The following is a 17,664-nucleotide window of genomic DNA, read 5'->3' as shown; positions in this document are numbered from 1 at the left end:
GTCAGACCCTCGTCTCGCGATTGATCACGTCGGCATATTTCAGCGGCAGCCAGTCGGGGATAGGGCGCGGTTCCTGCGGGAAGCCGCCGAGATGCGTGCAGGTCCTGCTGGCGTCGAGAGAGGCTTTTCGCATGGCATCGTCGGCGTCGAGACCCGCGAAGCAGAACGCGGTGATGAAGGTGGCGATAAAGCTGTCTCCCGCACCGCACGTGTCCACGACGGCGGTCGGCGACGCCTCGACATGGCGAACGCCTTGGCTGTCGCCGAAATAGGCGCCGCGGCTGCCGCAGGTGAGCACGACCTGGCGCGCCCCGGCCGACCGCAGCGCGGCCATGAGGGGCTCGACCGGCACGCTCGGCTCGTCTGGACCGGACGCGAAGACCAGAGGCACGCCCTCCAGCGGCAAGGCCAGATGCGCGGTCGAGACGTCGAGACTGAACGGCACGCGCTCGCGAACCAGGCAGCGCACGAGATCCTCGTTGGCATTGGTGCCCAGATGCACCCAGTCGGCTTTCGAAATGACCTGCCAGTTGCGCGGCGCGGGCATGTAATTCTCGCCGACGCCGAAGGACTCGAACAGGAAAGTACGGTCGCCCGACTGGTCGCGCAGCAAGGTCACCGCCGTGTCGCCGGAGATCATCTCGACATCGTTGCGGGACAGCCCGGCGGTCTCGATCTCGCGGAGCGTTATCTCGCCTTCAGGATCATCGCCAACGGCGCCGAAATAGCGTGCGCTCCAGCCATTGCGGCGCCATTGAACGGCCACGTTGAGGGCGTTCCCGCCCACCGTCAGGAGGTCCTTGTTGAGATAGACGTCGAGGCAGTTGTCACCGACGGCGACCAGATTGGGCGGTGCTCCTCCGGTCATGCTGCTGTCGGCGCCCGCGTCATGTGGGGCTCGATCGCCTTGAGATTGCGTGTCCACGCCGCGACCGGGTCCAGAGCATAGGAGCCATTTCCGAACGGCTCGAAGGTCAGTTTCCCCCGATAGCCCGACGCGGCGAGGTCGTCGAGGTACTGGCCGATCGGAAGCTTGCCGTCGCCCCAGACAAGATGCCCCGCCGGCAGCCCGTCGACGATCTGCACATGCGCGAGGCGCGGCCCGAACAGCCTGACATAGTCGGCCACGGTATCGCCGGCAGTGGCCATGCCGACGGTGTCCAGGACCACGTCCATGGTGTCGGCGCCGATCTCATCGAGCATTTCGCGCAGGCCCGCCGCATTGGTGACGACGTTGGTTTCGACGCGTTGCAGCGGCTCGAGCAGGCAGCGCACGCCGAGCGAGGACGCATGGGCGGCGATCTCCGCGAGCGACTGGGCCGACCGTGCCCACGCCTCTTGCGGCGGGTCGTGTTCATATCCACGCCCGGACGTCAGGAACAAATATCGGGCGCCCAGTTCGGCGCATATGTCCGCCGCGCGGCAGAACCGCCTGACGCTGTCGCGGCGATATGCGCCGTCGCCCGACGCGATGTTGATCGGATAGATCACCTGCTCGGGCGTGAAGCACCAGACCGTCAGTCCGTTCTGCGCAAGTATCTCGCGAACCGATCGAACATGCGCGTCTGTCGCATGAAACAGGTCGAGATGCGGCGCGATGCCCCAAAGCTCGATCTCCTTGAAGCCGAAGCCGCGAAGGATCTCGGCAACGCGCTCGAATGCGTAATGCTGGAAGGCGAAGTTGGCCCCAATCAACTGGTCGACCTTGAATTGCGACATGGATGTCCTTCCCGGTGATTTATTTGCCGATGCCTTCGGAGAGGCCGCGGATGAAGTACCGCTGTGCGGCGAAGAAAAGCAGGACGATCGGCAGGGCCGAGATCGTCATCGCCGCGAAGACGACGCCGTAATTGGTGCCGTTCTTGGACATCAGCGAGGTGAGGCCGACGGGCAGCGTCTGCACCGCCGATCCATTGGTGAAGACCATCGCGAACAAATACTCGTTCCAGGCAAACAGCACGTGCAGGATGATGCAGGAGATGATGATCGGCTGGCACAGCGGCAGGATGATGCGCCAGAAGATCTGCCCCTCGCTGGCGCCGTCGATGCGGGCCGCCTCGTCGAGATCCTTCGGCAGCCCAAGCATGTAGGCGCGGATCAGGAAGGTGCTGAACGGAATCCGGAACGCCGTGTAGAGGATGATCAGCGCCCAGTAGGTGTTGTAGAGGCCGATGGCCTGCAGCATCCGCACCAGCGGGATCAGCGCCACGGTCGGACTGAGCATGAGGCCGCCAAGAACCAGACCGACGATAAGCGGCTTGCCGGGCATTGGCGTTCGCGTCAGCCCGTAGGCGGTCCAGGCGCTGATCAGCACCGTGCAGATCGCTGAAGCGACGGTCACCAGCAGGCTCGAGACCAGATAGTCGCGGACGCCCCGGTTCCAGGCCTGCACATAATTGCCCCAGGTCCACCGCGACGGCAGCGCGAACGGGTCGCCGAAGATCTGCCCATTATCCTTGAAGCCGTTGAGCGCCATCCAGACCAGCGGATAAAGCACGACGATGCCGAGACAGATCAGGAACGAGTACAGAAAGGCTTTCGCAAGAGCGCTCCCGAAGGCCGGGCGCGCGGTCCGCCCGCTGGCCGCCATCACCGTCACAGCTCGACCCTCCGGCGCCTGGTGTACCAAAGCTGGGCCGCTCCGGTGATCATGGTCACGGCGAAGATCACGGCGGCGATCGCGGCGCCGTAGCCGAAATTGTTCTGGATGAAGCCCTGCTGGTAAAGCCATGTGCCAAGCACCTGGCTGCGGTTGTTGGGGCCGCCGGCGGTCATGACCATGACCTCGTTGAACACCTGGAACGCGCCGGTGATGGTGACGATGATCATCAGGCCGGTCATCTCGCGGGTCAGCGGCAGCGTCACGCTCCACAGCCTGCGCAGCGGTCCGGCTCCGTCCATGACCGCGGCATCATAGAGATCGCGCGGAATCTTCTGGATCGCGATCGCGAACAGGAGCGTCGAATAGCCGAAGCCCTGCCACTGGCTCATCGCGATGATCGCGTAGATCGCCGTGTGCTCGCCGCCGAGCCAGGGCTGGATGAGTTGTTCCAGGCCAATGCGCCTGAGCCCGGCGTTCAAGAGCCCGATATCCGGCTGGTAGATGAAATAGAACAGCAGGCCGGTCACGGTGATCGAGATCGCGGACGGAATGAAATAAATCGCCCGCCAGAAGCGCCTTTGCCGCTCGCTGCCCAGCCCCTCGATCAGCGCCGCCAGCACGAAGGCGCCGCCGACCTGGAAGACGATGGAGATCAACGCGTAGAGCGTGTTGTTCCACAACGCCACCCAGACGACCGGGTCGTGCAGCAGCCGCTCATAGTTGGCGAGGCCGATATTCGTGGTCTCGCCGGTAAAAATATCCTCGTCGGTGGTGCTGACGATGAAGTTGTCGACGATCGGGTAATACACGAACCAGCCGACCAGGATCACGGCGACGGCGACCCACCGGAGCGAGCCCCAGTGGCGGAACCGGCGGCCGGCTTTCGCCGCCGGCTCGCCCTTGGCGTTGCTCAAGGCAGCGCCTTCCATTCTGGCCAGACCGGGATTCGCCATTGGCCTATTTCGATGCCGCGGCCGCCTGCTTGACCTGCTCCATGACCTGTTCCGGCGTCATCGAGCCGCCGGTGAGGGCCTGGAGGCTGGACAGCCAGGCGGAGGCCACGCGCGGCGGGTTCACCGTGTCCAGCCACGGCATCAGGTAGGAAGCGGAGGCGATCTCCTTGAGGCCGGCCACGACGGAAGGGTTCATGTTGGCTTCCGACGCCCCGCCGATGGTCGCGCTGGGCTGCCCGTAGGGCGGAGCCGAGAGCACCTGGCCATTCTGCTTGGACGTGACGAATTTCATGAAGTCGATCGCCAGCGGGATGTTGGTGGAGGCGGAACTGATCATGTAGCCTTCCGGCGCGCCTTCGATCGCTTTCGCGTCGCCCTTCGCGCCGTTCGGCACAGGCAGGGTGAAGAAGCCCAGATCGGATACTTTCAAAGCGGAATCCGCCGAAGCGCTCTGATCGAACTCGATGATTTCCTGGTAGTACATGGCCGATTTCGTGTTGCTGAAGGTCTGGATGGCCGACGAATAGGAGGTGCCGTTCACCGAGGCGCCGCCATCCGTGCAACTGTCGATGAGCTGCTTGTACTGGGTGAGCGCGGCGACATAGCCCGGGTCGCTATAGTCCGCCGTGCCGGGGTCGAAATCCTTCTCGAGTACCGCCTGCGGAACGTCGTAGGCGAGCAGCTGCCCCACATAGTGGATTGCCGGCCAGGCTTCCTTGTTGCCGAAAGAGATCGGCGTCATGCCCGATTTCCGGATCGTCTCGCAGGACGACAGGAGCTCCTCGAAGGTCTTGGGCGCGCTCAGGCCGAGTTTGGAGAACGCCTGCTTGTTGTAGCCCATGAATTTTGCGTCGAGATAGAGCGGAATACCGTAGTATTTGCCATTGTACATGAAGGCCTGAACGGCCGCCGGCGTCAGTGTCTTGCCCCACTCGGTATCGGGCCCGATGACCGGGGTCAGGTCGACGGCGCGATGGCCGCGCACGAAATTTCCGCCCCAGCTGCCGGTCCAGGAAAAGTAGATGTCCGGGAGCGAGTTCGACGCGACCAGCGTTTTGGTCTTGTCCTTGACGCTGTCGTCGCTTTCCTGGATGAGTTCGATCTTCACGCCGGGATGAAGCTTCTCATAGTCCTGGGCGACGCCGACAAAATACGGCGCGAGCTGCTGCGCGCCGAATTTCGTCAGGACCGACAGCGTTCCCTGGTAATCGACCTTAGCGTTCGGATCGGCCTGGACCGCCTCGGCGCCGATACCCTGTCCCATAGTCAGACCCAGTGCCGATGCCGCGGCAAGCGCGGCGATTGCCGCCTGTGTTGAATATTTCATGATCAGTTCCCTTCTTCGTTTTTATGAGGTGAGGTGATCAGTATTCGACGCGCTTGTAGTAGCGGCGCGTCGTCAGCGGGTGATTGCGCAACACTTCCAGATGCGCGCTCACCCGTTCCAGCAACGTCGCAAGCACGATCGGCGAGATCAGCTTGCGGACAGCAGGCGAGATACCGGGCAGTTCGACCGACGCGGCATCGAGAACGTGCACCTTGTCGGTGTATCGTTTGATGAAATTTTCGACGCGATCACCCAGCGGACGGCTGGCATCTTCCCCCTTGAAGAGGAATACGCTCACACCCGGTTCGACCAGCTCCAGCGTGCCGTGGAAGAAGTCGGCGGCATGGACCGGTCTGGTCCTGATCCACTGCATCTCTTCCAGAATGCACATGCCGTAATAGTAGGCTTGCGGCCAGACGGAGCCGGCGCCGGTGAAGATGTGATAGGTTTCGTTCTTGATCGTGTCGGCGAGTTTCGCCGCGCTGTCTTCATAGGCCGCCTTTGCCCCAACCAGCAGTTCCGGCAGTCTCTTGAGCTCGGCCACGGTGGCGTCGAAGTCCTCGTATTCGCCGCGCTCGGCCAGCAGTGCCAGCACGATCAGCAGCGACTGCAGATAGAAGGACTCCGAAGAGGTGTCGTCCTCCGCGAAGTTCGTGAAGGTGAAATCGGCTTCCCTGGCAAGCGGCGTGTCGGAATGGCCGGTGAGCGAGAGCGTGCGCACGCCTCTCTGCTTCAGGAAGGAAAGCAGCTGCACGCTTTCCCTGGTCGTGCCCGACAGCGAGGGAATGACGACGAGCGACTTCCGGTCCAGCCCGGCGGGCGGATCAAGCACGACTTGCGCCGGATATTCTCCCCGCACCGGGAAGCTCGTACGGCGCTCGGCCAGCTCGATCGCTGGAAGGGTCAGAAGCTGCACGCCACCGGTCCCCATGAAATAGAGCCGCTCGACGCCATCCGCGAGCAGCCGGTGCATGAGCGCCCTCGCCTCTCCGGCGAAGGAGACGGCTCCGCTCTGGATCTTGATGAAGCGGTCTTTGTCAAAATTGAGCATGCAGGTCTTCCTCGTATTTCGCTGCGGCAGGGCGTCCGCTCGTTGCAGGCACCGCCGGCGATCGCCGCGGCCACCATCGATCAGGCTGATTGTGAGATCGATCTCACATATTTAACGCACGCATTTCAGAGGTTGGCAAGCCCCCTCGCATGACCAATTCGCGGAAGAGCCTATTTGGATCGGGCGATCAGCGCCCGTGCAGTCGCGAGACCGAGCCGCGAACGATGAGACGGGTCGGGAAGCGCGTGTGGCGCGGGGCCAGCTTCTTGCCGGCCAGGCGGTCGAGCAGCATTTTGGCGGCAAGCGGCCCTATTTCGGCTGTCGGCTGCGCAATGACGGTGATCTGGGGATCGGTGAAGGTGGCGAGGTTGAAATCGTCGAACCCGACCAGCGAAACATCATGCGGGATGGACAGTCCCATCGAGCGCAGGCCGAGCAACGCGCCTTGGGTCATCAGGCTGTCCACGGTGAACAGGGCGGTCGGACGATCGCGGCGGCTGAACAGTCGAATGGTGGCTTCGACAGCATGTTCCACGGTCGAGCGTGACACGCTGACCAGCGACGGGTCGAGGGCAATGCCATGCGCCGCAAGCGAGTTCTGGTAACCGGCAAGGCGCTCCTGCGCGGTGAAGATGCGCGATTCGTCCCGCAACAGGCCGATGCGCTCATGGCCATTGGCAACCAGGTAGTCCACGGCCGCGCGCGCACCGCCTTCATTGTCGACGACGACGCTGTCGCAGTGCACTTCCTTGACGACACGGTCGATCAGCACGACCGGCGTGCCCTCACGGGCGAGCTGCACGATATGCTGGCTGTCCGTCGCCGAGGTCGGCGCGAGAATGAAGCCACGGATGCTGAGCGAACGCAGGCTTTCGAGCAGTTCCTTTTCCTGTTCGACATTCTCTTCGCTGCTGGCGATCAGAAGATTGTGGCGGTGCCTGCGCAGTTCCGCCTCGATATCATGGGCAATGCGCGCGAAGAACGGATTCTGGATGTCGCCGGGAATGAAGCCGACGATCGGCAGTTGCCCGCTGCGCAGGGCCTGCGCGACGAGGTTGGCGCGATAGCCCAGTCGCTCGGCGGCTTCCAGCACGCGCAAAGCCGTACCGTCGCCGACGTAACCGTAACTGTTGAGCGCCCGCGCCGCCGTGGCGCGCGAAACGTTGGCCGCGGCGGCCACGTCTTTCAGGGTGATCCCTTTCTGCGTCACGATCATTGTGCTCCCGGGACGGTAATATCCCGTTTGGCGAACCCGCGGGCGAACTTGCCCGTACGCTATTGGTAAATAACAACAATGGTGGGCCCGGAGGGACTCGAACCCCCAACCAAGCGGTTATGAGCCGCCGGCTCTAACCATTGAGCTACAGGCCCCACGCGGGCTGGATTAATGTTTTTCGCATCGCGGCACAAGGCTTTCCCGGCGGGCTTTCGCAGATCGCCCAAATCAACCCATAATCGCGCTCTACGCGCCCCCCTGCGACTTGATCGCAGACCAAGGAGATTTTCATGACCAGACATCTTTTGCCCCTCGCGCTCGCCGCTGCAATCGCTTTTCCGGCGATGGCTGGAGCCACCGATCTGCCGACCCCGCCCCGCATCATCGTGTCCGGCGAGGGCGAAGCAACCGTGGCCCCCGATCTGGCGGTGCTGACGCTCAGCGTCATGCGCGAAGCCAAGACGGCGCGTGCCGCACTCGACGCCAACAATGATGCCATGGCCGCGGTGATCGCCGCGATGAAGGCCGCCGGCATCAAGGATCGCGACCTGCAGACCGCGGGCATCCAGATCACCCCCCGCTACAACTATACCAACAAGCCGGACGGCAGCCAGGAGGCCGAACTCGTCGCCTATCAGGTGACCAACACGCTCTCGGTGCGCGTGCGCGACGTCGACAAGACAGGCGAGATCCTCGACAAGGCGGTGTCGCTCGGCGTCAACCAGGGCGGCGGCATCGCCTTCACCAATGACAATCCGGCGGCCACCGTCACAGAGGCCCGAAAGAAAGCTGTCGCCGACGCCATGGCCAAGGCCAGGACGCTGGCCGAGGCGGCCGGGGTCAGCCTGGGCCGGGTGCTCGAGATCACCGATCAGAACATCAGGCCGGCGCCGATGCCGATCAACGCCAAGGCATTCGACGCCGCGGCCGGCGCGGCGCCGGTACAGGCCGGCGAGAACGCCTACAATGTCCAGGTCACCGTTACCTTCGAACTGAAGTAGGCGGCGCTGGACGCCGTGGCTGAGCATTGCTTGGCCACGGACCTGCTCAAGAGAGACCGCCGCGGGCATTAAAAACCCCGCGGAATCGCTCCCGCGGGGGTTTCGGGCCACTTCTTTCCCTAGGGAAAGGGGCTCCAGACCTTCACAGAAGGTCCACGCCTGAGATTCTCAGCGGTTGATGACCGGGCAACCGCGCTCGTTGGCGAACACGATGACGACGCGGTCGCCGTACTGACGGCCCATCACCTTGACCACGCGGCGGTTGACATCGACGATGCGGGCACGGTGCAGCCCCATGCGCTCCGCCTTGTCGAGGGCGCGGTCCGGCGAGCAGCCACGGCGCCAGTCGTCGCGGCGCTCGTCCCGGCGGTGGCGATAGCCGTCGTCGCCGGCATAGACGCCGAAGCGCGGATCCTGGTTGTTGCCGAAGCCAAGATAGAGGCTGTCGGCATGGGCGGGGATGGCCGCCAGCGTGCCGAGGCCGACCAGAGCCGAAAGCGCTGCCGTCTTGATGGTGGTGTACATGGTTCTCTCTCCTTGTTGCGGGCTTGCGCCCTCCTCGTGAAACCGATGGCGGGAGAATGCACCGGCCTGTCTGAACTATTTACGAACTGCCCGTTCATCCGGGGTTCATGTGGCGCCACACGGCAAAGCGCCGACCTTTCAAATCTCTCGCCGGCCAAATCCCTTACCGGCCAAATCCTTGCCGGCCAAATCCTTGCCGGCATTCTACAATATCGCGTCAGGCGCCTTGCCCTCGCACGGTTTCCGACAGGCAAACTCCTGACGATCTACCTGCGCGCGTCAGGGCTCGTCGTCGAGCATAAAGTCAAAATAGTCTTCCGGCTCGGCCAGGTCGGTCTCGCTCGCCTTGACCCGGCCGCGCATGGAAATGCCGGCCTCGTGCACGGTCTCGGCACTGCCGGAAACCAACCGATGCCACCAGTAGAGGTCGCGGCCTTCCGCCACCAGCCGGTAGGCGCAGGTGCTGGGCAGCCAGCTGATGGTGCGCACATTCTGCGGCGTCAGGCCGACGCAGTCGGGAACGCGCGCCAGCCGGTTGGCATAGTCCGCACAGCGGCAGCTCTCGGCGTCGAACAGCCGGCAGCCGACGCTGGTCCAGTAGATTTCACCGGTGTCCTCGTCCTCGAGCTTGGACAGGCAGCACTTGCCGCAGCCGTCGCAGAGCGATTCCCACTCGGTGGGGCTCATCTCTTCCAGCGTCTTGGTCTTCCAGAACGGGGTTTCCATTTCCGGCATGTGGCCCCAGCCGCCGCCAAGGTCAAGCGCGGCGACAGCCGGAATGAGGCTGCAAAGGGGGCCGAATGACATGAAGTTGCCTTCAAAAGGTCGGCCAATAGCCCTGTACAGCCCCTAACGATGGGCAACTGGAACCAATTTCGTTAAAAGCGGTTTCGGCAAGGATGGGACCCCACAAGGAGAATTTCGATGAAACGCCAACCACGGATTCTGGCAGGCACAGCCCTTGGCCTGTTGATGGCATCCGCGCCGTTAGGCGCGTCCCCGCTTCAGGGGACAGCCGCGTTCGGCCCCATGCAACGCGGGGGGACACCGCTGATCATCCTGGCGCAGGACACCCCCACCGACCAGGGACAGGGCGACGAGGAACAGCCGCGCAAGAAGAAGCGCGAGCAGCAACAGCAGACCGAGACCGCTCCGGCCGCGCAGCAGCCCGCCCCCGCGGCTGAAGAGCAGCAGCCGCGCAGGAAGAAGCGCGACCAGCAGCAGCAGGCCGAGCAGGCGCCCGCCGGCGAGGCCGCGCCCGCAACCGACGAGCAGCAGCCGCGCAGGAAGAAGCGCGACCAGCAGCAGCAGACCGAACAGGCGCCCGCCGGCGAGGCCGCGCCCGCAACCGACGAGCAGCAGCCGCGCAGGAAGAAGCGCGACCAGCAGCAGACCGAGCAGGCGCCCGCCGGCGAGGCCGCGCCTGCCAACGACAACCAGCCGACCAAGCCTGGCAGGAAACACAAGCTGGACCAGCAGAAAGAGGCGCCGTCCGCCGTGCCGGAGACCGCTCCGACACCGAAGCAGGCTCCTGCCGGCGAAGCGACGCCGAAGGTTGAATCCCCTCCCGCCGGCGAGCAGGTTCCCGCCCAGAGCGAGCAATCCCAAGACAAGACGAAGAAGCACGGCAGGAAACCGGCTGGCGAACAGCCGGCGAATGGCGAGCAGCCCGCGACCGGCGAACAGCCGCAGACCGGTAGGCAGCCCACCACCGGCGAACAGCCGGCGACGGGAGAGCAGCCCGCCACCGGTGGGGCCGCTACCAATGGGAAGGCCGCGCCTGTCCAGGGCGAAAACCCGGTTCAGGGCGAAGCCCCCGCCGACAAGAATGCCGCCCCCATCCTCGACAGCCAGAAGGATGCAAGGCGCAAGGGTCGCGGCGAGAACGGCCAGGGCGGCGGGAACCCGGCCACCCAGCCCGCCAACCAGAATGGCGAACAGCAGAACGGCGGGCAGCAGAATGGTGGGCAGAATGCCCAGCAGGGCGGTGACCAGGGCCGGAAGCCGGTAGTGGCGCCGGTGGATCAGGGTCCGCCTCCAACCGACGACAGAGCCGCCCAGGAGGCGATCAAGACGGAAAAAATCGTCCCGGTGACGCAGGAGAAGGGCAAGCGGCTCGAGCGCGCGCCTGACGAGGACATCCGTGACCGCCGCCGGCCCAAGGGCGTCGACGTGCTCAAGGAAATCGGCGACCGGGTGATCGTCCAGTTCAACGACCAGACGTTCGTCCAGAGCAACGATCGCCCGCGCCTGACCCGCGGCGCCAAGGATGTCTACTACGAGGACCTGCCGCAAGGCCGCACGCGCGAGACGGTCGAGCGCGACAATGGCTTCCGGATCGTCACCATACGCAACCGCTACGGCGACATCCTGCAGCGGTCGCGCATCGCGCCCGACGGTCGCGAATACGTTCTGAGCTATGTCGACGAGCGCAGCTACCAGGACGAAGATGACTGGCGCGATCCCGGCGATGACCTGCCGCCGATGCGGCTGACCATCCCGCGCCGGGACTACATCCTCGATTCCGAGGATGTCGATAGCCCCGACGACTATTACACCTTCCTCGAACAGCCGCCGGTGGAGAAAGTGCAGCGTCTGTATTCTATCAACGAGGTCAAGCGTTCGGCCCGCGTGCGCGACATTGCACGGCGCATCGATCTCGACACGCTGAACTTCGAATTCGGCTCGTCCTCGATCTCCGACACCGAGGTGCAGAAGCTCCAGGGTGTCGCCGACGCCATGGAGAAGCTGTTGAAAAAGAACCCGGCCGAGACCTTCCTGATCGAGGGCCATACCGACGCCGTCGGCACGCCCGAGGCAAACCTTGCTCTGTCGGACCGTCGCGCCGAAGCGGTCGCCGAAGCGCTGACCAACGCCTTCGGCATCCCGCCCGAGAACCTGACGACACAGGGCTATGGCGAGGAGTATCTGAAGGTCGACACCTCGGCGCCCAACCGCGAGAACCGGCGCGTCGCCATCCGCCGCATCACCTCGCTCGTGGCGCCGGTGGCGAGCAACAACTGACCTGCTTTTCTAGCCACTTGCAGTGGTTTCTGGAATCAGGTCGGCAACAAGGTCCCATCCCGGTCAACCGGGATGGGATAGACCGCGGACGGCACGGCCCGGGTCAACAAGAATTGTACAGACCCCTAGAGCCGGGTCATTGAATCACCGGGCTTCGCACCCCAGATTCCTGACTGGGCGTTCCCTGCCCCGTCCCGACTCCAGCGGGACGCATTGAACCCCGCCGGCCCTCTCCGGCGGGGTTTTTTGCTTCAGGTCCACCTAGCAAACGGTGGCCTGCCGGCCGAAATACGCGCTCAACGGGACGAGGCGAATTGATGCCTACGGAAGAAACCGGCGATCAGAGGCTTGAGCGGCTTCGTCGGGCAATCGACGAGGGCGGCCAGTCAGGTGAACCGGAGCCGTTCGATGTCGAGTCCTTTTTTGAAAGCAAGCGGCGGCGGCAGGACCCCTTCAGTAGATGTTCCTGATCTTGCTGTCCGTCCTGGCAAACACCTCATCTGGCACAAAAAAGTCTCCGGCCAGCGGTCCGGTTGCGTCAGGCGCATAGACCGAGAAATCGCTGACGCCCTCGGCGCGCAGCACCTCTTCGTCGATATAGAAATTGCCTGATGCCTCGCGCGACGGCCGCATGAAGATCGCGTGCGCGGCATCGGCCATGATGTCGGGCGACCGGCTCATCGCCGCGACCGTCGCTCCGCCCAGAAGGTTGCGCACCGCGGCCGTGTCGATGGTCGAGATCGGCCACAGCGAATTGACCGCGATGCCATCCCTGGCGAATTCCGCGCTCATGCCCAGCGTGCACATCGACATGCCGAACTTGGCCATGGTGTAGGCGACATGGTTCTTGAACCATTTGGCCTTCATGTCGAGCGGCGGCGCCAGATTCAGGATGTGAGGGTTCTTCGCCAACTTCAGGTGTGGAATGCACATTTTGGACACGAGGAAGGTGCCGCGCGTGTTGATCTGATGCATCAGATCGTAGCGCTTCATGTCGGTTTCCAGCGTGCCGGTAAGCTGGATGGCGCTGGCATTGTTGACACAGATATCGATGCCGCCGAATTTCTCGACGGTTCTGCCGACCGCCTCGGCTACCTGCGCCTCCTCGCGGATGTCGCATAGCACCGGCAGTGCCTTGCCGCCGGCCTGCTCGATCTGTTCAGCGGCGCTGTAGATCGTTCCCGGCAGCTTCGGATGCGGCTCCGCCGTCTTGGCGGCGATCGTCACATTGGCGCCGTCGCGCGCGGCGCGCAGCGCGATCGCCAGCCCGATGCCACGTGACCCGCCGGAGATGAACAGCGTCTTTCCCTTGAGCGACATTTTTCCTCCGCCTGGATTGTCTTGTGTCGCGATCCTTGCGCGCGCCAGAGCGGGATACAAGAGCTTGTGGTGCGACGCGATGGTGACGTAGCGGAGGGTACCGTGCCTTGTCGGCTGCAAACGACGTGGCGCCGAAACCGATTTGGCGTATGATTCCATACCGGATGGCAGATCACCAAATGGCTTTGTTCATCAAGAATGTCGAAGTGGAGCGGTTGGCCCGAGAACTTGCCAAGAGCCGTGGTGTGCCGGTGACCGAAGCGATCCGGCAGAGCCTCGAAAACGAAACTGCTCGCGAAAACCTGACTTCTCAGCAAAACGAGTCTGACCTGATCGCGAGGCTGATGGAAATTTCAGAGCAAGCAGGCCGGATACCTCATCGGGACCACCCAATGACCGAAGACGAAGTACTCGGTTACGATGAACTCGAAATACCGAGCAGCTGACGGATACTTCGTCCGCACCGTCGCGCCGCCCCTCATTGCCCTGCCGGGCATTTCTCCCCGTATAGTGACGGGGAGAAAGACGCTCTCATCGCGGACTTCGCCAATCATCACCTTTGCAAAAGGAGCGCCGAGGTCGCGGCAACTCCCTTCTCCCCGTCACTATACGGGGAGAAGGTGCCGGTAGGCGGATGAGGGGCAGCGCCGACCTCTGAAGGGATAATCGTCAGACTTGCCCGACATCACTCCTAAACCAGAACCAGTCCCTGCCGCATCGCGATCGCGATGGCGTCCGTACGATTGGCGGCACCGAGCTTGATCAGGATCGCGGCGACATGGAACTTCGCTGTGTGGACGGAGATGTTGAGCCGCCGCGCGATCACCTTGTTGGGCGCCCCTTCGGCCAGCAGCGCCAGCACTTCCGCCTCGCGCGGCGACAGCGCTGGCCGGGCGGCGGCGCCATCGTCGACCGTTTCCTCGCCGAACAACCCGCTATGGCTTCCATCCCCATTGGCCGCGTCACCGCGGTCGAAATCCTCATGCCTATCGGGCATCGAACGCCCTTCGCCGGACACCCGGTAGCCGGCGGCGGCCAGCCTGACGGCAGCGGCGATCAAAGCTGCGTCCGCGGCCAACGGCAGCACCGCAAACACCTGGCCTTGCGGCCGGCCCGCGCGGTCCGAAAGCAGTACTTTTGGGGTCGTGCTGCCGCCGACGCCGGCTCGATCGACCGAAGCCGTGCCGTTGGCGACAGCGTCATCGACGATGGCGACATCGGCGACCCCGCCGCCGGCCACGACCGGCAGCAGATCGTCGGCCATGGCAAGCGAAGTCGACAAGCGCTCGGCACGCACGGCATCGCGCAGTGCGATCAGCACCACGAGCTGGCGTTCGCCGCGCGCCACGTCAGGCCTTGTCAGCGTGTCGCTTTCCATCCGTCCTCTCAGCTCAGCGGCTTTTCGCCGATCGTCAGCACGACGTCGCGCTGTTCGCCGCCGCGCACGACACCCAGCTTCACCGAAGCACCGGCGCTGTCGGGCCCGAGCCGACGGATCAGGTCTCGCGGACCATGCACGGCCTCGCCGTTCCACGCCACGATGATATCGCCGAGCGAGAGGCCAGCTGCCTTGGCCGGGCCATTGTCGTCGAGGCTCATCACCATTGCGCCACGCGCATCGCGGTCGCGCACCGGATGCAGGCCGGCGCCGAGGTAACCACGTGCGACATGCCCCTTTTCGCGAAGCGTCGCCACCGCGCGTTCGATCGTCTCATAGGGCATGACCAGCGCGCGGCCACGCGGGCCGAACAGAAGCATGCCGATCAGCGCGCCCTTGGCGTCCAGCACCGGGCCACCCTCGAAGCGGCCGCCGGCACCGACAGCCAGGTTGATGCGCCGGTCGATGGTGCCGCCGCGCATCGAGCGCCAGGCCGGGCCGACTTCGCCGACCGAGCCCGACACGGCCAGCACCGCGCCCTGGCTGCTGCCGATGGCTATGGCGATATTGCCTGGCCGAACGGGGCTGGCTCTATCGAGGACAGGCGCGGTGGCCGCATCCGCGGGCTTCAGCAGGGCGACGCCCGTCGAAGGATCGCGGCCGACCAGTTCGGCCTTCGCCGTCTCGCCGGAGGCGAGCGTCAGTTCGATCTCCTCGCCGGCCTCGACGGCTTCCTCGGCGGTGACGAAATAGCCGTCGCCCCAGTGGAAGGCGCTCGCCGTGCGGTGATGATGCGTGGCGAAGCTTGCCGTTGTCGGCGTCGCCTTGGCGGCGATATCGGCGATGGCATCGGAAAATGCATTCAGATTGAAGTCGCTCATGATGATCTCCTGGGTTTTCTCATGCCCCAGATATCGCTCGGCAGTACGCCAGGAGGTACTCGCCTGACGGCTAGTTGCGGGTTCGACTGGCCATCTGGTCAGGTCGCGGCGGTTCCGGCCGCTCCGCACATATAGTCACGATCAAGCCTGAAAACACGGAGCCCCCATGGCCCTCGCCGCGCCAAAATTCCAACCGGACGAGACATTGCTCGACGCCTATTCGACGACGGTTGCCGACGCTGTCGACCGCATCGGCCCGGCTGTCTGCCGCATCGAGCGCATCGGGGGGCCGGGCGGCCATGGCTCGGGCTTCGTCATCGCGCCCGACGGGTTGGTCGTCACCAATTTCCATGTCGTGGGTGACGCCAGGACGGTACGCGTCTCGATGCCGGACGGCGCCTCCAGCGAAGGCCGCGTGCTCGGCCGCGACCCCGACACCGACATCGCCCTGGTGCGCGCTGACGGCAGCTTCGCCGACGTGGCGCCGCTGGGCGATTCCAAGCGGCTGCGGCGCGGCCAGATCGCGATTGCCATCGGCAATCCGCTGGGCTTCGAATGGACCGTCACCTCGGGCGTCGTCTCGGCGCTCGGCCGCTCGATGCGGGCTTCGACCGGCAGGCTGATCGACGACGTCATCCAGACCGACGCCGCGCTCAACCCCGGCAATTCCGGTGGTCCGCTGGTCTCGTCGGCCGGCGAGGTTATCGGCGTCAACACCGCCATGATCCATGGCGCGCAAGGCATCGCCTTCGCCGTCGCCTCCAACACCGCAAACTTTGTCATTTCCGAGATCATCCGCTTCGGCCGCGTGCGCCGCGCCTTCATTGGCGTCTCCGCCGACACGGTAAACCTGCCGCGGCGCGCGGCTCTCTTGTCGCAGGTCTCGACCAGCACGGCGGTACGGCTGCGCAGCGTCGAGAAGGACGGCCCGGCGGCCAGGGCGGGTCTCAGGGAAGGCGACATCATCGCCGCCATCGACGCCCGCCCGGTGACCGGTGTCGACGACCTCGTGCGCATGCTCGACGCCGAGCGCATCGACCGCGAGACGCTGTGCACCGTGGTGCGCCGCACCGGCGTCAGCCAGGTGACGGTGACCCCGGTGGCACGGGCGGGCTGAGGCTGCCGTTCAAGCCCCCGCGGCGCCTTGCGCATACTGCGCCAGGAACTCTTTGCTGGGCGGGATCGGCTTGATGACGTCGATCAGCACGCCGTTGGGATCCTTGGTGATGAAGTGGCGCTGGCCGAAAGGCTCGTCACGCAGCGTTCGCAGGATAGGCAGGCCGGCAGCAAGGATCCGGTCATGGATCGCATCGGGATCGCGGACCTCGAAATTGATCAGCAGCCCGGAAGTCCGCCCCCGCCCCTCCTCGGGGATCGTCTCGTGGTCGCCCTGAACGATGCCGAGATTGACGCGCTTGTTGTCCACCGACCGCAGATGCACGTACCAGTCGCTCTCAAACAACGGCCGGAAACCGAAATGCCTGACATAGAAGGCCGCCGTGCCGGCGACATCGCCGGTCATCAGCACCGGATAGTAGCTCGTCGTCTTCATCTTTCCTTCTCCCGTCAACTAACATACAGTCTGCATGTAAATTGAATTAACATACAGGCTGCATGTATGCAACAGGAATCCGCGCGTCGTTCCAACCGCGATCGCACAGAGACAACGCGCGCCGACCTGATCGCGGCGGCGCGCAAACTGTTCACGGAAAAATCCTATGCCGAGACCGGCACACCGGAGATCGTTGCCGGCGCTGGCGTGACGCGCGGCGCGCTCTACCACCATTTCGCCGACAAGCAGGCGCTTTTCGCCGCCGTGGTCGAACAGGAAGCCGCGGCGGTGGCGCGAGAGATTGACCGCGCCTCCCCGCCTTCGCTCAGCGCCCGCGACGCGCTGATTGCCGGTTCCGATGCCTATCTCACGGCCATGCGCGCGCCCGGCCGCACGAGGCTCTTGCTGCTCGACGGCCCCGCCGTGCTCGGCCGCACCGCCATGGACACGATCGACAACCGCCACGGCAACCGCTCGCTGCGCGAGGGTCTTGTCGCGGCGATGCGGACGCAGTCGATGAAAAGATTGCCGCCCGAAGCGCTGACCGCGCTGCTTGCCGCCGCCTTCGACCGCGCGGCGCTCGCCATCGAGGCCGGTGCGTCGGGCGAAGACTACCGTGCCGTGCTGACGGCGCTGATAGACGGACTGTCCCCTACATAGTTGGCGAGCCAGGCCCTGTCACATCCGCGAGCGGTGACCATAAAAACCGCCGCAGGACGCAACCCGAAACCGTCCAATCCCGTTGTGGCTGGCTCACCCACCTTGCGGGCTCACATTTGGGATGGACACATGAAAAGGACCTATGAAAAACCGACACTGCGCAAATGCGGAAAA

General features: G+C 64.4%; 19 protein-coding genes and 1 tRNA gene. 6 read left to right on the top strand and 14 right to left on the bottom strand.

Annotated features, from left to right (window positions below; translation table 11 throughout):
- Position 1 precedes the first annotated feature (1 nt).
- From FJ527_RS13235 to FJ527_RS13200, 8 genes are all read right to left on the bottom strand, one after another.
- Positions 2 to 868: a PfkB family carbohydrate kinase gene (locus FJ527_RS13235; RefSeq protein ID WP_140823288.1), complete on the bottom strand. Its 867-nt coding sequence runs from the start codon at positions 866 to 868 to the stop codon at positions 2 to 4.
- On the bottom strand, positions 865 to 1,719 hold the full coding sequence (locus FJ527_RS13230; RefSeq protein ID WP_140823287.1) for a sugar phosphate isomerase/epimerase family protein: 855 nt from the start codon (positions 1,717 to 1,719) through the stop codon (positions 865 to 867). The genes FJ527_RS13235 and FJ527_RS13230 overlap by 4 nt, the downstream gene beginning before the upstream one ends.
- A gap of 19 nt (positions 1,720 to 1,738) precedes the next feature.
- On the bottom strand, positions 1,739 to 2,590 hold the full coding sequence (locus FJ527_RS13225; protein WP_041163763.1) for a carbohydrate ABC transporter permease: 852 nt from the start codon (positions 2,588 to 2,590) through the stop codon (positions 1,739 to 1,741).
- Positions 2,591 to 2,595: 5 nt separating this feature from the next.
- Positions 2,596 to 3,555, bottom strand: coding sequence for a sugar ABC transporter permease (locus tag FJ527_RS13220; protein ID WP_224527425.1), 960 nt, complete (start codon positions 3,553 to 3,555; stop codon positions 2,596 to 2,598).
- A gap of 4 nt (positions 3,556 to 3,559) precedes the next feature.
- Positions 3,560 to 4,882 (bottom strand): ABC transporter substrate-binding protein, encoded by a 1,323-nt coding sequence (locus tag FJ527_RS13215; protein WP_140617819.1) that lies wholly within the window; start codon positions 4,880 to 4,882, stop codon positions 3,560 to 3,562.
- Between the two features lie 37 nt (positions 4,883 to 4,919).
- Entirely contained in the window at positions 4,920 to 5,933 is a 1,014-nt protein-coding gene (locus FJ527_RS13210) for an SIS domain-containing protein (RefSeq protein ID WP_140727087.1), read from the bottom strand.
- A 187-nt stretch (positions 5,934 to 6,120) separates the two neighbouring features.
- Positions 6,121 to 7,143, bottom strand: a complete 1,023-nt coding sequence (locus tag FJ527_RS13205) for a LacI family DNA-binding transcriptional regulator (protein WP_210161500.1) — start codon at positions 7,141 to 7,143, stop codon at positions 6,121 to 6,123.
- 85 nt (positions 7,144 to 7,228) lie between these two features.
- Positions 7,229 to 7,304, bottom strand: a tRNA-Ile gene (locus FJ527_RS13200).
- Between the two features lie 135 nt (positions 7,305 to 7,439).
- Between FJ527_RS13200 and FJ527_RS13195 the strand changes: the two genes are divergently transcribed.
- Positions 7,440 to 8,150 (top strand): SIMPL domain-containing protein, encoded by a 711-nt coding sequence (locus FJ527_RS13195; RefSeq protein WP_015316249.1) that lies wholly within the window; start codon positions 7,440 to 7,442, stop codon positions 8,148 to 8,150.
- A 168-nt stretch (positions 8,151 to 8,318) separates the two neighbouring features.
- Here the strand turns inward: FJ527_RS13195 and FJ527_RS13190 are convergent, their stop codons facing one another.
- Both FJ527_RS13190 and FJ527_RS13185 read right to left on the bottom strand, forming a co-directional pair.
- A complete protein-coding gene (locus tag FJ527_RS13190; protein ID WP_015316248.1) occupies positions 8,319 to 8,675 on the bottom strand; it encodes a hypothetical protein in 357 nt (118 codons plus the stop codon).
- Positions 8,676 to 8,954: 279 nt separating this feature from the next.
- Positions 8,955 to 9,401: a YcgN family cysteine cluster protein gene (locus tag FJ527_RS13185; protein WP_041163697.1), complete on the bottom strand. Its 447-nt coding sequence runs from the start codon at positions 9,399 to 9,401 to the stop codon at positions 8,955 to 8,957.
- 198 nt (positions 9,402 to 9,599) lie between these two features.
- On the opposite strand from FJ527_RS13185, the gene FJ527_RS13180 reads away from it, so the two are divergent.
- Together FJ527_RS13180 and FJ527_RS29825 are read left to right on the top strand one after the other, a co-directional pair.
- Complete coding sequence (locus tag FJ527_RS13180) at positions 9,600 to 11,699, top strand: OmpA family protein (RefSeq protein WP_140823286.1); 2,100 nt, start codon at positions 9,600 to 9,602, stop codon at positions 11,697 to 11,699.
- Between the two features lie 317 nt (positions 11,700 to 12,016).
- The gene (locus FJ527_RS29825; protein ID WP_140823285.1) at positions 12,017 to 12,169 is read left to right on the top strand and encodes a type II toxin-antitoxin system ParD family antitoxin; all 153 of its coding nucleotides are present in this window, start codon (positions 12,017 to 12,019) and stop codon (positions 12,167 to 12,169) included.
- On the opposite strand, the gene FJ527_RS13170 is transcribed toward FJ527_RS29825, so the two are convergent.
- Entirely contained in the window at positions 12,153 to 13,019 is an 867-nt protein-coding gene (locus FJ527_RS13170; RefSeq protein WP_140823284.1) for an NAD(P)-dependent oxidoreductase, read from the bottom strand. The two genes, FJ527_RS29825 and FJ527_RS13170, sit on opposite strands and share 17 nt — an antisense overlap.
- A 179-nt stretch (positions 13,020 to 13,198) precedes the next feature.
- Here FJ527_RS13170 and FJ527_RS13165 point away from each other — a divergent pair, with 179 nt between their 5' ends.
- Positions 13,199 to 13,465 (top strand): type II toxin-antitoxin system VapB family antitoxin, encoded by a 267-nt coding sequence (locus FJ527_RS13165; protein ID WP_181166340.1) that lies wholly within the window; start codon positions 13,199 to 13,201, stop codon positions 13,463 to 13,465.
- 245 nt (positions 13,466 to 13,710) lie between these two features.
- On the opposite strand, the gene FJ527_RS13155 is transcribed toward FJ527_RS13165, so the two are convergent.
- Positions 13,711 to 14,397 carry a helix-turn-helix transcriptional regulator gene (locus FJ527_RS13155; protein ID WP_140823283.1) on the bottom strand — a complete coding sequence of 229 codons (687 nt, stop codon included), beginning with the start codon at positions 14,395 to 14,397 and terminating at the stop codon, positions 13,711 to 13,713.
- 8 nt (positions 14,398 to 14,405) lie between these two features.
- Positions 14,406 to 15,278, bottom strand: a complete 873-nt coding sequence (locus FJ527_RS13150; protein WP_140823282.1) for a S1C family serine protease — start codon at positions 15,276 to 15,278, stop codon at positions 14,406 to 14,408.
- Between the two features lie 166 nt (positions 15,279 to 15,444).
- Between FJ527_RS13150 and FJ527_RS13145 the strand changes: the two genes are divergently transcribed.
- Complete coding sequence (locus tag FJ527_RS13145; RefSeq protein ID WP_140823281.1) at positions 15,445 to 16,395, top strand: trypsin-like peptidase domain-containing protein; 951 nt, start codon at positions 15,445 to 15,447, stop codon at positions 16,393 to 16,395.
- Positions 16,396 to 16,404: 9 nt separating this feature from the next.
- Here FJ527_RS13145 and FJ527_RS13140 read toward each other — a convergent pair whose 3' ends face one another.
- The gene (locus FJ527_RS13140; protein WP_140823280.1) at positions 16,405 to 16,830 is read right to left on the bottom strand and encodes a VOC family protein; all 426 of its coding nucleotides are present in this window, start codon (positions 16,828 to 16,830) and stop codon (positions 16,405 to 16,407) included.
- A 66-nt stretch (positions 16,831 to 16,896) separates the two neighbouring features.
- Between FJ527_RS13140 and FJ527_RS13135 the strand changes: the two genes are divergently transcribed.
- Positions 16,897 to 17,490, top strand: a complete 594-nt coding sequence (locus FJ527_RS13135) for a TetR/AcrR family transcriptional regulator (RefSeq protein ID WP_140823279.1) — start codon at positions 16,897 to 16,899, stop codon at positions 17,488 to 17,490.
- Positions 17,491 to 17,664: the final 174 nt, after the last annotated feature.

Source organism: Mesorhizobium sp. B2-4-18 (assembly GCF_006441385.1).
GTDB lineage: Bacteria > Pseudomonadota > Alphaproteobacteria > Rhizobiales > Rhizobiaceae > Mesorhizobium > Mesorhizobium australicum.
The sequence above is the reverse complement of the archived record's forward strand: the minus strand, read 5'-3'. Positions and strand labels throughout refer to the sequence as shown.

Excerpts from the sequence above, each read along its gene's own strand:
- FJ527_RS13235 (WP_140823288.1), bottom strand. The coding sequence starts at position 868 with ATGACCGGAGGAGCACCGCCCAATCTGGTCGCCGTCGGTGACAACTGC.
- FJ527_RS13230 (WP_140823287.1), bottom strand. The coding sequence starts at position 1,719 with ATGTCGCAATTCAAGGTCGACCAGTTGATTGGGGCCAACTTCGCCTTC.
- FJ527_RS13225 (WP_041163763.1), bottom strand. The coding sequence starts at position 2,590 with ATGGCGGCCAGCGGGCGGACCGCGCGCCCGGCCTTCGGGAGCGCTCTT.
- FJ527_RS13220 (WP_224527425.1), bottom strand. The coding sequence starts at position 3,555 with ATGGCGAATCCCGGTCTGGCCAGAATGGAAGGCGCTGCCTTGAGCAAC.
- FJ527_RS13215 (WP_140617819.1), bottom strand. The coding sequence starts at position 4,882 with ATGAAATATTCAACACAGGCGGCAATCGCCGCGCTTGCCGCGGCATCG.
- FJ527_RS13210 (WP_140727087.1), bottom strand. The coding sequence starts at position 5,933 with ATGCTCAATTTTGACAAAGACCGCTTCATCAAGATCCAGAGCGGAGCC.
- FJ527_RS13195 (WP_015316249.1), top strand. The coding sequence starts at position 7,440 with ATGACCAGACATCTTTTGCCCCTCGCGCTCGCCGCTGCAATCGCTTTT.
- FJ527_RS13190 (WP_015316248.1), bottom strand. The coding sequence starts at position 8,675 with ATGTACACCACCATCAAGACGGCAGCGCTTTCGGCTCTGGTCGGCCTC.
- FJ527_RS13185 (WP_041163697.1), bottom strand. The coding sequence starts at position 9,401 with ATGGAAACCCCGTTCTGGAAGACCAAGACGCTGGAAGAGATGAGCCCC.
- FJ527_RS13180 (WP_140823286.1), top strand. The coding sequence starts at position 9,600 with ATGAAACGCCAACCACGGATTCTGGCAGGCACAGCCCTTGGCCTGTTG.
- FJ527_RS29825 (WP_140823285.1), top strand. The coding sequence starts at position 12,017 with ATGCCTACGGAAGAAACCGGCGATCAGAGGCTTGAGCGGCTTCGTCGG.
- FJ527_RS13170 (WP_140823284.1), bottom strand. The coding sequence starts at position 13,019 with ATGTCGCTCAAGGGAAAGACGCTGTTCATCTCCGGCGGGTCACGTGGC.
- FJ527_RS13165 (WP_181166340.1), top strand. The coding sequence starts at position 13,199 with ATGGCTTTGTTCATCAAGAATGTCGAAGTGGAGCGGTTGGCCCGAGAA.
- FJ527_RS13155 (WP_140823283.1), bottom strand. The coding sequence starts at position 14,397 with ATGGAAAGCGACACGCTGACAAGGCCTGACGTGGCGCGCGGCGAACGC.
- FJ527_RS13150 (WP_140823282.1), bottom strand. The coding sequence starts at position 15,278 with ATGAGCGACTTCAATCTGAATGCATTTTCCGATGCCATCGCCGATATC.
- FJ527_RS13145 (WP_140823281.1), top strand. The coding sequence starts at position 15,445 with ATGGCCCTCGCCGCGCCAAAATTCCAACCGGACGAGACATTGCTCGAC.
- FJ527_RS13140 (WP_140823280.1), bottom strand. The coding sequence starts at position 16,830 with ATGAAGACGACGAGCTACTATCCGGTGCTGATGACCGGCGATGTCGCC.
- FJ527_RS13135 (WP_140823279.1), top strand. The coding sequence starts at position 16,897 with ATGCAACAGGAATCCGCGCGTCGTTCCAACCGCGATCGCACAGAGACA.